Source organism: Streptomyces sp. NPDC056835, assembly GCF_042789485.1.
Taxonomy (GTDB): Bacteria; Actinomycetota; Actinomycetes; order Streptomycetales; family Streptomycetaceae; genus Streptomyces.
This window is the reverse complement of record NZ_JBHUBB010000036.1, coordinates 58,827-71,248: the sequence shown is the minus strand read 5'-3', so window position 1 is coordinate 71,248 and position 12,422 is coordinate 58,827. Positions and strand designations below refer to the sequence as shown.

The 12,422-nt window shown below is 72.3% G+C and carries 8 protein-coding genes; 6 read left to right on the top strand and 2 right to left on the bottom strand.

All coding sequences use genetic code 11. The features are described from left to right. Positions 1–5: 5 nt before the first annotated feature. From ACFRMN_RS31945 to ACFRMN_RS31935, 3 genes are all read left to right on the top strand, one after another. Positions 6–1,472: an NAD(P)/FAD-dependent oxidoreductase gene (locus ACFRMN_RS31945; protein ID WP_383026178.1), complete on the top strand. Its 1,467-nt coding sequence runs from the start codon at positions 6–8 to the stop codon at positions 1,470–1,472. 129 nt (positions 1,473–1,601) lie between these two features. Beyond that, positions 1,602–2,093, top strand: coding sequence for a hypothetical protein (locus ACFRMN_RS31940; RefSeq protein WP_383026175.1), 492 nt, complete (start codon positions 1,602–1,604; stop codon positions 2,091–2,093). A 124-nt stretch (positions 2,094–2,217) separates the two neighbouring features. Further along, the gene (locus ACFRMN_RS31935) at positions 2,218–4,044 is read left to right on the top strand and encodes a chitinase (RefSeq protein WP_383026172.1); all 1,827 of its coding nucleotides are present in this window, start codon (positions 2,218–2,220) and stop codon (positions 4,042–4,044) included. Here the strand turns inward: ACFRMN_RS31935 and ACFRMN_RS31930 are convergent. Continuing rightward, positions 3,998–4,867: a phosphatase PAP2 family protein gene (locus tag ACFRMN_RS31930; RefSeq protein ID WP_383026169.1), complete on the bottom strand. Its 870-nt coding sequence runs from the start codon at positions 4,865–4,867 to the stop codon at positions 3,998–4,000. The two genes, ACFRMN_RS31935 and ACFRMN_RS31930, sit on opposite strands and share 47 nt — an antisense overlap. Positions 4,868–5,010: 143 nt before the next feature. Continuing rightward, a complete protein-coding gene (gene gabT, locus ACFRMN_RS31925) occupies positions 5,011–6,345 on the bottom strand; it encodes a 4-aminobutyrate--2-oxoglutarate transaminase (protein ID WP_383026166.1) in 1,335 nt (444 codons plus the stop codon). A gap of 295 nt (positions 6,346–6,640) precedes the next feature. Here gabT and ACFRMN_RS31920 point away from each other — a divergent pair, with 295 nt between their 5' ends. From ACFRMN_RS31920 to ACFRMN_RS31910, 3 genes are all read left to right on the top strand, one after another. Then, positions 6,641–8,839: an ATP-binding protein gene (locus ACFRMN_RS31920; protein WP_383026163.1), complete on the top strand. Its 2,199-nt coding sequence runs from the start codon at positions 6,641–6,643 to the stop codon at positions 8,837–8,839. A gap of 188 nt (positions 8,840–9,027) precedes the next feature. Then, on the top strand, positions 9,028–10,653 hold the full coding sequence (locus ACFRMN_RS31915) for a PucR family transcriptional regulator (protein WP_383026161.1): 1,626 nt from the start codon (positions 9,028–9,030) through the stop codon (positions 10,651–10,653). A gap of 172 nt (positions 10,654–10,825) precedes the next feature. After that, positions 10,826–12,271 carry an aldehyde dehydrogenase family protein gene (locus ACFRMN_RS31910; protein ID WP_383026158.1) on the top strand — a complete coding sequence of 482 codons (1,446 nt, stop codon included), beginning with the start codon at positions 10,826–10,828 and terminating at the stop codon, positions 12,269–12,271. Positions 12,272–12,422 lie beyond the last annotated feature (151 nt).

Below are 12,422 nucleotides of genomic sequence, written 5' to 3'. Positions count from 1 at the left end.
AAGACATGGCCCCAAGCGCCATGCGCACCACCACCGCGGCGCTCTCCGCCGCGTCACTCTCCGACGCGCGGCCGGTCCCGTACTGGCTGGACGACCCCGGCAGGCCGGGTGCCCTGCCGGCCCTCACCGGCGACGAACACTGCGATCTGCTCGTCATCGGCGGCGGCTACAGCGGGCTGTGGACCGCGCTGCTCGCCAAGGAACGCGACCCGGAGCGGGACGTCGTACTGATCGAGGGCCGCGAGGTGGGCTGGGCCGCCTCCGGCCGCAACGGCGGCTTCTGCGCCGCCTCCCTCACCCACGGCTTCAGCAATGGGCTCGCGCGCTGGCCGGGGGAGCTGCGGAAGCTGGAGGAACTGGGCGAGCGCAATCTCGACGCCATCGAGGCGACCGTCGCCCGCTACGCCATCGACTGTTCGTTCGAGCGCACCGGTGAGATCGACGTCGCCACCGAGCCGTACCAACTGGACGACCTCCGTGAGCTGTACGAGGAGGCGACGCGGCTCGGCCGGACCGGTCTGGAGGTGCTGGACCGGGAAGCGGTGCGGGCCGAGGTCGACTCGCCGACGTTCCTGGGCGGGCTGTGGGACCGGCGCGGCGTCGCCATGCTGCACCCGGCCAAGCTCGCCTGGGGCCTCAAGCGCGCCTGCGCGGAGCTCGGGGTACGCCTCTACGAGAACACCCGCGCGCTGGAGCTGGCGCGTGCCCGGTCCGTGCCCGGTCCGGGAGGCGGGTCGGGAGCCGGGTCCGGGATGGCCGTCCGTACGCCGTACGGACGGATCTTCGCGCGCAAGGTCGCGCTCGGCACCAATGTGTTCCCCTCGCTGGTCCGACGGGTACGTCCGTACACCGTCCCCGTCTACGACTACGCGCTGATGACCGAGCCGCTGACCGAGGAGCAGCGCGCCGCGATCGGCTGGAAGAACCGTCAGGGGCTCGGCGACAGCGCCAATCAGTTCCACTACTTCCGGATCACCGACGACCACCGCATCCTGTGGGGCGGCTACGACGCGATCTATCCGTACGGCGGTCGGCTCGACACGGCGCTCAACCACCGTCCGGAGACCTATCTCAAGCTCGCCGGCCACTTCTTCCGCTGCTTCCCGCAGCTGGAGGGGGTGCGCTTCAGTCATGCCTGGGGCGGTGCCATCGACACCTGTTCGCGCTTCTCGGCCTTCTTCGGTACGGCCTACGACGGCCGGGTCGCGTATGCCGCCGGGTACACCGGGCTCGGTGTCGGGGCGACCCGCTTCGGCGGGGAGGTGATGCTCGATCTCCTGGCGGGCGAACGGACCGAGCGCACAGCGCTGGAGATGGTCAGGAGCAAGCCGCTGCCGTTCCCGCCGGAACCGGCCGCGTGGGCCGGGATCGGCCTCACCAAATGGTCGCTGGCCCGCGCGGACGCCCGGGGCGGACAGCGCAATCTGTGGCTGCGGACCATGGACCGGCTGGGCCTCGGTTTCGACAGCTGAGCCGCCCGCGGGACCCTGTGATCCAGATCACCGCAAGATCACCGGCCGAACTCGCGTAATCGCGAGGCATCCCCCGCGTCTCCCCGTTGTGGACAGATTGTCCAACAAGATGGAGGGGAGGCCGGGCAGATGGCCGGCTCAGGGGCGAACAACGCGGTGGAGTGGCTGACTTCGGTGGCACCGGATCCCGAAGCCTGCCGGTGGGAGTGGGAGCGCAACCCGTTGGGGGTGGCCCTGCTGCCCGCCGGCCGGCTCTGGGATGTGCTGATTCTCCCCGGCGGGCTCGGCTATCCGACCCTCGACGTGCTGACCGGGCTCGTCGACCGGCCGGGACCCGTGCTCGCGGACTTCGGCGACTCCCGGATGGGGTTCTTCGTGCCGCCGGGCACGGTCGCGCGCTGGCTCGGTACGGGCGTACGCGGCGCCGGCTCCGGCACCTGGATCGTCGTGCCGTACCCGGGGCGGGCGAGCGGTGGTACGCGCTGGCTGATTCCGCCGGACGGCTCGGGCACGCTCACCGACGCGTCGCTGCTGGAACTGGCGATGCACGAGGCGGCGGCGAACCTCGCGGCGGGGGACAGGAACAGGAGGGACGGGGGCGGGGAGGACGGCGCCATGTGACTCCAGGGGGGCGGGGGTGTGGGGCGGTTCCGGGGTGGCGCGTCACAGGTCTTGACCAATCAATTGGTCTGGACCATGCTGTGCGCGCTCCGCCACCTCATTTCCCCCATGCCCGGAGGCAGTTGTGGAACGCACCAGACGTCCTGCTCTGTACCCAAGACTGGTGGCCGCCCTCGCGGCCGCCGTGCTCACCGCGGGCGGACTCGTCGCCGCCGCCCAGACGGCACGGGCCGCCGACGCGGACATCGCCCGTAACGGCGGCTTCGAGTCCGGCCTGACCGGCTGGAGCTGTACGGCGGGCAGCGGCTCCGTCGTCACCACCCCCGTACACGGCGGCAGCGGCGCGCTCAGGGGGACCCCCGCGGGCAACGACAACGCCAAGTGCTCGCAGACCGTCACGGTCCAGCCGGACTCCGCGTACACGCTGAGCTCCTGGGTCCGCGGCGGCTACGTCTATCTCGGCGCCTCCGGCACCGGCACCACCGATGTCTCGACCTGGACACAGTCCGCGGCCGACTGGCAGAAGCTGACCACGAGCTTCCGCACCGGCCCGAGCACCACCTCGGTGACCGTCTACACCCACGGCTGGTACGGCACGCCCGCCTACTACGCCGACGATCTCACCCTCGTCGGTCCCGGCGGCGCGCCCGAGCAGCCCCCGGCCGTCCCCACCGGCCTCAAGGCGGGCACCGTCACCTCGACCTCCGTAGCGCTCTCCTGGGCGCCCGTCACGGGAGCCACCGGCTACACCGTCTACCGGGGCGGCGCGAAGGCCCTGGACGTCAGCGGCACCTCGGCGACCGTCACCGGGCTCAGCCCCGCCACGGCCTACAGCTTCCAGGTCGCCGCGACCAACGCCACCGGCGCGTCCGCGCTCTCGCCCGCCGTCACCGCCACCACAGCCACCTCGGGCGGCGGCGGAGGAGGCGGCACGGACCTGCCCGCCCACGCGCTGGTCGGCTATCTGCACTCCAGCTTCGCCAACGGCTCCGGCTACACGCGGATGGCCGATGTGCCCGCCTCGTGGGACGTCATCAACCTCGCCTTCGGCGAACCCACCTCGGTCACCTCCGGCGACATCCGCTTCAGCCTCTGCCCGGTCGCCGAATGCCCGAACGTCGAATCCGTCGCCGAGTTCAAGGCGGCGATCAAGGCCAAGCAGGCCGCGGGCAAGAAGGTCCTGATCTCCATCGGCGGCGCGAACGGCCAGGTCCAGCTCTCCACCACCGCCGCCCGCGACGCCTTCGTCTCCTCGGTTTCCAAGATCATTGACGAGTACGGTCTGGACGGCCTGGACATCGACTTCGAGGGCCACTCGCTCTCGCTGAACACCGGTGACACCGACTTCCGCAACCCCACGACCCCGGTCGTCGTCAATCTGATCTCCGCGATCAAGACCCTCAAGGCCAAGTACGGCGCGGACTTCGTCCTCACCATGGCCCCCGAGACCTTCTTCGTGCAGCTCGGCTACCAGTTCTACGGATCCGGCCCCTGGGGCGGCCAGGACCCGCGCGCCGGTTCGTACCTCCCGGTGATCCACACCCTGCGCGACGATCTCACCCTGCTGCACGTCCAGGACTACAACTCCGGCCCGATCATGGGCCTGGACAACCAGTACCACTCGATGGGCGGCGCCGATTTCCATATCGCCATGACCGACATGCTGCTCACCGGCTTCCCGGTCGCCGGTGACACCACGAAGGTCTTCCCGGCGCTCCGCCCCGACCAGGTGGCCATCGGCCTGCCGGCCTCGACCCAGGCGGGCAACGGCCACACGTCACCGGCCGAGGTGAACAAGGCGCTGAACTGCCTCACCAAGAAGACCGACTGCGGCTCGTACCAGACCCATGGCACCTGGCCCGCCCTGCGCGGACTGATGACCTGGTCGATCAACTGGGACCGCTTCAACCAGTGGGAGTTCTCGAAGAACTTCGACGCGTACTTCGGCTGACATCGCGCGATCCGGCCACGCGGAGTGCCCGCTCCAGAGCCAGGAGCACCATCCCGCACAGGGCCAGGCTGCCGAGGACGTCCAGCGGCCAGTGGTAGCCACGCAGTACGAGACCGATGCCCGTCGCCAGGGTGAGCAGGACGGCGGCGGGCATCGCCCGGTTCCGTCGCCCGTGGGGCGCGTGGGGCGCGAGGAGCAGGGCGGCGCCGCCGTACGCGACCATCGCCGTCGCCGTATGCCCGGACGGGTAGTAGCCGGTGGCGTCGGTGAGCGGGCCCGGCCGGTCGATCCAGATCTTGAGCGGTACGACCAGGAGGGGGACGGCGGCCATCGCGAGCGCCGCCACCAGGGGCCGCGCGCGCTGTCCGCGCCACAGCGCGTATCCGATCGCCACGGCCAGTACCGGCACGGCGACGAGCATGCTGCCGAGATCGGCGAGGAGTTCCGTCAGTGGTCTGGGCCCTTGACCCGCGAGCGCGTGACCGACACGTTCGTCGGCCGAGCGCAGCGGCCCGCCGGCGGAGACCTGCCAGGTCACCAGCGCGAAGACGGCCGCGCACAGCGCGAAGGGAAGCCGGAACCGCCACAGCGGGCGGGAGAAAAAGGCCGGCCGCCCGGGAACAGGGGGGGTGGTTCCGGGGCGGCCGTACGGACCGGTGTGCCGCACGCCCCGGGGGGTTTGGGGCGGGCGGCCGTCCGATCGGTGAGGTGTTCCAGAGCCGGAGGCTCCAGTGGTGTGCGCGAAGGCACGACCAAAGCGGTGCTGGGGATGCCCCGCTCCGGTGTCGCCCGCAGTCCCCTGCGAGCGGGGTGTTTCTCTCATCTGCGGAAACGGTACGTCAGCCGCGCGGGCACCGACAGCCCGAAACGCATCCCGCCATCGGCCTCGCACACCTTCTTCACAGGCCCTGACAGGTGTGGCGGACCGGGGCCGGCGCCGCGGTCACGGTCCGCCGTACCGGCAGCTCAGACGGTGGCAAGCGCCTCCTCGACGATGTCCAGGCCCTCGTTCAGCAGGTCCTCGCCGATCACCAGCGGCGGCAGGAAGCGCAGCACATTGCCGTAAGTGCCACAGGTCAGGACCAGTAGCCCCGCCGCATGGCACGCCTTGGCGAGCGCGGCGGTCGCCTCCGGGGCCGGCTCCTTGGTCTCCCGGTTCTTCACCAGCTCGATCGCGATCATCGCGCCGCGGCCGCGGATGTCACCGATGAGGTCGTACTTCTCGCGCAGCGCGGAGAGCCGGCCCTTCATGACCGTCTCGATACGGCGGGCCTTCGCGATGAGATCCAGTTCCCTCATCGTCTCGATGGCGCCGAGCGCGGCGGCGCAGGCCACCGGGTTGCCGCCGTACGTACCGCCGAGGCCGCCCGAGTGCGCGGCGTCCATGATCTCGGCGCGGCCGGTGACGGCGGCGAGCGGCAGACCGCCCGCGATGCCCTTCGCGGTGGTGATCAGGTCGGGGACGACGCCCTCGTCCTCACAGGCGAACCACTGGCCGGTACGGCAGAAGCCGGACTGGATCTCGTCCGCCACGAACACGATCCCGTTGTCCTTGGCGAACCGCGCCAGCGCGGGCAGGAAGCCCTTGGCCGGCTCGATGAAGCCGCCCTCGCCGAGCACCGGCTCGATGATGATCGCGGCGACGTTGTCGGCGCCGATCTGCTTGCTGATCTGGTCGATGACCTGGGCGGACGCCTCGGGGCCACAGTTCTCGGGACCGGTCGGCCAGCGGTAGCCATAGGCGACAGGCACCCGGTAGATCTCCGGGGCGAACGGCCCGAAGCCGTTCTTGTACGGCATGTTCTTCGAGGTCAGCGCCATGGTGAGGTTCGTACGGCCGTGATAGCCGTGGTCGAACACGACCACGGCCTGGCGCTTGGTGTACGCGCGGGCGATCTTCACGGCGTTCTCGACGGCCTCGGCGCCTGAGTTGAACAGCGCGGACTTCTTCGCGTGGTCACCCGGGGTCAGCTCGGCAAGCCGCTCACAGACCTCGACGTACCCCTCGTACGGCGTGACCATGAAACAGGTGTGGGTGAAGTCCGCGAGCTGGGCGGAGGCGCGGCGTACGACGGCCTCGGCGCTGGCACCGACCGAGGTCACGGCGATCCCGGAACCGAAATCGATCAGCCGGTTGCCGTCCACGTCCTCAAGGATCCCGCCGTCGGCGCGGGCGGCGAACACGGGCAGCACGGACCCGACGCCACCGGCGACCGCGGCGGTACGGCGGGCCTGCAACTCCTGCGACTTCGGACCGGGGACGGCGGTGACGAGGCGGCGCTCCTGCGGAATGGCGGTCATGAGGGGCTCCTGGGGGTGTTTCCGGGGTCTTTCTTCGGCTTTCTTCGCAGGCTAGGGGTGGGGGAGGGGTGCGGGCATGCGCCGTTCGGTAGTAACCGGGTCGTGTCGTTGTCCGTGACGGACAGGTGGCCCACACGCCGGGGCCGGGAGGTACGGCGGGGCGGGCGACACCCTGTGGGCGCGGAACGGTGAACTACCCGTGCGCGGGCACTAGATTGACGCTTGCACACGAGATCGACGCGTGCGCACGGCGGACGGCACAGCGCGGGCCTGACTGGTCAGGAGGCAGGGGTTCATGGACACCGACGGCACGCACGACTCACAGGGCACGCGCGCCACCCCTGTGCCGCGGCCCGCGGGGCCGCCGCCCACGCCGCCCCCCGCGCCACCGCCGATGCCGAAGTCCTTGCCGTCCCCGCCGGGTCCGCCGCCCGGTGCCTCCGACCCGTCCGGCGCCTTCGCACCGGGCGTCTTCGAGGCGGCCCCGCCACCCGCGCCGGAACGCGCCCCGGACAGCGGCCCGACGCTGGGCGAGTGGCTGCGGGTGCCCCGGGTCGCGGACGCGCCAGGGACCTGGGCGTACGGACACAGGCCGCGCCCCCCGGAGGAGCCGGAGCGCACGCCGACGCGGCAGCTGGTCAGCGGAGCGCTGATCTCGCTCCTCGCGGGCCTGCTGCTCTGGTCGCTGCTGTGGAACGGCTATCTGGGCGGCTTCTGGCTCTGGCCGCTCTACATGTTCACGCCCGATTCCTGGCGCGGCACGATGGCCTCGGTCGTCGCCTCGTACATCTACTACGCGCTGGTCATCGGCGGACTCCTGGTCCTCTTCGGACGGCTCGGCCGCTGGCCCGAGCTCGCCCGCCGCGTTCTGCGCCGGGTCCCCGGCGTCGCCCCGAAGGAGACCGCGCCGCCGCCCCCGGAGCCCGAGGACGATCTCGCCGAGTGGCCCCAGCTCCGCTCCGCCGGCCAGGGCGAGACCGCCGCGCGGCTCGCCGCCGAGGTGCGGGGCGGGCGGATGAACGATGTCGACTACGCCCGGATCCGGCGCGCCTGGCACACCGTACGGGCCGACCCCTCCCGGCTCACGGCGTTCGCCGAGGCCGTGCGGGGCCACGGCGCCGCGGCCTGCGTCCACCCGTCGGGCAAGCGCGACCTGCCCGTCCGCGCGGCCCGGCACGATCTGCTCGTACGACAGGTCCGGCTCGGCACGGTCCACGACGGGGAGCGCAACCCGTACCCCAGGCGCGGGACGGGGATCGCGCTGGATCCGGTCCTGCTGGGGACCTCGCTGCTGGCCGTGGGGCCGCCGGGCGCGGGCAAGACACACGCGCTCGTCCGGCCGGTCGTCGAATCGCTCTCCCTCCAGGCGCTCGCCGGACAGGCCGTCGTGATCGCCGTCTGCGCCGCCGGGACCCAGCTCGGCCCCGACAGCGCCTATGACGTCGTGGTACGGCTCGGCGACCCGGCATCGGTGTACGACCTCGATCTGTACGGGGGAACGAACGACCCGGACGAGGCCGCCGCCGTACTCGCCGAGGGCCTTGTCGGTGATCTCACGGACACCGACGGAAGGCGGGCCACCACCGCGCTCGCGCAATTGCTCGGCCCGTTCCGTGCCGCGTACGGCCGGCTGCCCGCCGTACCGGAGCTGCGCGAGCTGCTTGACGGCACGCCCGCCGCGCTGGCCGCCCTGCGCGAAGCCCTTGACGCCGGCGGCCACCACGCCATGCGGCGTGAACTCGACACCAGGGAACGGCAGTCCGGAGCCCCCGGGGACGCGGGGAGCGCGCTCGCCGACCGGATCGCGCTGCTCGACCGCCCGGCGTTCGCGGGCTTCTTCGACACCAGCGGCAGGACCAGGCCGTTCTCGCTGCGCACCCTGGAGCATCCGCTCCGGGTCCGTATCGACCTGCCCGAGCGCGGACACGCCGAAGCCTCGCGGATGCTGGCCAGGCTCGTGCTCGCGCAGTTCACGGCGAACGCCGCCGTACGCGCCGACCGCTCGCTCTTCGCCTGTCTCGTCCTGGACGACGCGACCCGCACCCTCACCGGCCAGACCCTGCGCGGGGTGCAGCGGCTGCGGTCGGTGAACGCGGGCGCGCTGCTCACCCTGCGCACGCTCGACGATGTGCCGGAGGCGCTGCACACCGCGCTCCTCGGGGCCGTCGGCTGCCGGATGGCCTTCTCCGGGATCACCACCTGGGACGGCAAGCGCTTCGCGGAGGCCTGGGGCACGGAGTGGGTGGAGACCCGGGACGTCACCCAGCGCACGGTCTTCGCCGACCAGCCGCTGACCCGGGCCATTCACGCGTTCCGGAAGCTGGTCACCGGCAAGGCCGTGACGACGGACGCGGTGACCGTACGGAAGGTCGAGCGCGAGCGCTGGTCGGCCTCCGAACTGGCGCACTCGGTCCCCGCCGGGCACGCGGTGCTCTCGCTGCGGACGGTGGGGGGCGACCACGCGCCGCCGCTGCTGGTGGATCTGCGGAGCTGACCGCGGAGCGCCGACGGGGAGGCAGCGCTGTCCGATCACCGCCACCCGATCACCGTCACCCGGCCGTCGGCTCGTACAAGCTGGCAGAATTGAGGGACGCCGTTCGTACGGAGCGGCGTAATCGTCCGAGGCGGCGTCATTCGGCCGCCGCCCTGCCCCTCCATCGCCGAAGGCCCTACGGTTCCACCATGCCGCCCACCCTCGCCTCGCTCGTCCAGCACTCGGCGCTCAACCTCACCGTGCGTGCGGGGGAGGACCGGCTCCAGACGCCTGTGCGCTGGGTCCACGCGAGCGAGCTGGCCGACCCCGTGCCGTACATGGAGGGCGGGGAACTGCTTCTCATCACGGCGACGACGCTGGACGCCGACGATCCGGAAGCCATGCGGCGCTACATACGCAGGCTGGTCGGCGCCGGGGTCGTCGGGCTCGGCTTCGCCATCGGCGTGAACTACGAGGACGTCCCCGAGGCGCTTGTCGAGGCGGCGCGGGAAGCCGGGCTGCCGCTGCTGGGCGTCCCCCGGCGCACCCCCTTCCTCGCCATCAGCAAGGCCGTCTCGGCGGCACTCGCCGCCGATCAGTACCGCGCGGTCACCGCGGGGTTCGAGGCCCAGCGGGAGCTGACCAGCGCCGCACTCGCCGAGGGGCCCGCGGCGCTGCTGGCCCGGCTCGCCGCGCATGTGGACGGCTGGGCGGCGCTGTACGACGCGTCGGGCGCCGTGGTCGCCGCCGCGCCCGAGTGGGCCGCGCGCCGGGCCGCCCGGCTGACCGGCGAGGTGGAACGGCTGCGGGAGCGGCCCGCGCCGGCGAGCGCGGTGGTCGGGGCCTCGGGCGACGCGCTGGACGAGGCGTCCGGCGCCGAGGACCGAGTCGAGCTCCAGTCCCTCGGCACGGGCCGGCGGATGCGTGGCGCGCTCGCCGTCGGCACAGGAGCCGCGCTGGGTACCGCGGAGCGGTACGCGGTCCACTCGGCGATCGCCCTGCTGACGCTGACGACGGAACGGTCACGCGCCCTTCAGGCCGCCGAACAGCGCCTCGGCTCGGCCGTGCTGCGGATGCTGCTCTCCGGCCAGCCCGACCACGCGCGGGCCGTGGCCGGCGATCTGTACGGGGGCCTGCTCGACGCCCCGTTCCGGCTGCTGGTCGCCGAATCGGCCGAATCGGTGAAGCCCGCGCAGCCGGTGAAACCCGTGCGGGACCCCGAGTCCGACCATCCGCTCCAACTGCTCGCTGAGGCGCTGGAGGCCGCGGCGTCACGGGCGGGCGAGGCGGTGCTCGCCGTCCCGGACGGCGGGGAACGGCTCATGGTGCTCGCGGTGGACGGCGGGGCGGTGGTCAGGGCCTGCGAGGGATACGCCCGGCGCGAGGCCGAGGAGGCCGGGGTCGTCATCGGGCTCTCCGCGCCGGCGGGCCCGATCGCGGCGGCGGGTGCGTACAAACAGGCGGAACAGGCACTCTCGGTGGCGCGGCGGCGCGGCCGCGCGCTGGTCGAGCACGAGGAACTGGCGGCGGGATCGATCCTTCCGCTGCTCGCTGACGACGCGGTACGCGCCTTCGCGGACGGCGTGCTGCGCGCCCTGTACGAGCACGACGCGAAGGGCCGCGGTGATCTGGTGGCCTCGCTGCGGGCCTGGCTCTCCCGCCACGGCCAGTGGGACGCGGCGGCGGCCGACCTCGGGGTCCACCGCCATACGCTGCGCTACCGCATGCGCCGGGTGGAGGAGATCCTCGGCCGCTCGCTGGACGACCCGGACGTACGGATGGAGCTGTGGCTGGCCCTGAAGACCACGGCGTCGCCCGTGCCCCCGACCGAGTAGCGGACCACGTCCCCCCCAGCGTCGGACCACGTCCGCCCCGGCGCCTCCGCTTACGACAATGCGTAGCACGCGCCCCACCGCACCACTCCACCCCGGACAAACGACCACCCGCGCCCGCACCCCTACCGTGGAACCAGACACCCCCATCTCTTCGGAAGGGCCCGGACTCGCAATGACTTCCACCCACGCTTTCTGGCTCGCCGGCCGCCAGGCCACCGGCGAGGACACCTTCGACGTCACCTCCCCCTGGGACGGCCGGCTCGTCGGCACCGTGGCCGTGCCGACCGAGGACCAGGTCGAGGAGGCCGTGGCCGCCGCGCACGCGGTCCTGGACGAGTTCGCCGCGACTCCCGCGCACGTACGGGCCGCCGCGCTCGACCATGTCTCCCGCAGGCTCGTCGAGCGCACCGAGGAGATCGCACGGCTGATCTCCGCCGAGAACGGCAAACCCCTCAAGTGGGCCAGGGGCGAGGTCGGCCGCGCCGTCTCCGTCTTCCGCTTCGCCGCCGAAGAGGCCCGCCGCTTCAACGGCGGGGACGCCCAGCGCCTCGACACCGACGCGGGCGGCGCCGGCCGCCTCGCGCTGACCCGCCGCTTCCCCCGCGGCGTCGTCCTCGGCATCGCGCCGTTCAACTTCCCGCTCAACCTCTGCGCCCACAAGATCGCCCCGGCCATCGCGGTCGGCGCCCCGATCATCCTCAAGCCCGCCCCGGCGACCCCGCTCTCCGGACTCCTCCTCGGCGAGCTGCTGGCCGAGACGGACCTGCCGGCCGGCGCCTGGTCCGTACTGCCCGTGCCGAACGACCGGATGCCCGCCCTCGTCCAGGACGAGCGGCTGCCGGTGATCTCCTTCACCGGCTCGGACAAGGTCGGCTTCGCGATCATGGACTCCGTCCCGCGCAAGCACTGCACGCTCGAACTCGGCGGCAACGGCGCGGCCGTCGTCCTCGCCGACTACGCGAGCGAGAAGGACCTGGATTGGGCGGCGACCAGGATCGCCACCTTCTCGAACTACCAGGGCGGCCAGTCCTGTATCTCCGTCCAGCGCGTGATCGCGGACGCCTCGGTGTACGAACGTCTCGTCCCCAAGGTCATCGCCGCCGTCGAGGCCCAGGTCACCGGCGACCCCGGCGACGACGCCACCGATGTGGGGCCGCTCGTCAGCGAGGACGCGGCCAAGCGCGTCGAGTCGTGGGTCGACGAGGCGGTACGGGCCGGCGCCCAGCTGCTCACGGGCGGCAAGCGGGACGGCGCGACATACGCCCCGACCGTCCTCTCCGAGGTCCCCGCGGACGTCACGATCTCCTGCGAGGAGGTCTTCGGGCCCGTCCTCACCCTGCGCCGGGTCGAGAGCGAGACCGAGGCGTTCGAGAAGGTCAACGACTCGAAGTACGGCCTCCAGGCCGGGGTGTTCACCCATGACCTACAGGCTGCCTTCCGGGCCCACCGCGCGCTGGAGGTCGGCGGCGTGATCATCGGCGACGTCCCCTCGTACCGTGCCGACCAGATGCCGTACGGCGGTGCCAAGCAGTCCGGCGTCGGCCGCGAGGGCGTGCGGTTCGCGATGGACGACTACACGTACGAGCGCGTCATGGTGCTCACGGGCCTCGCGCTCTAGAAGGGGCTCCCGGGGGCGCTCCTGGAGGGCCCCGGCACCCTCGCCACGACGTTCCCGCGGCCCGCGCCACGACTGGTGCGGGGCGCGGGAATCGGGTAGATACGGACGGAGTAGTACCAGGCCGGTTGAACCGTCACTGGACCCGACTCCG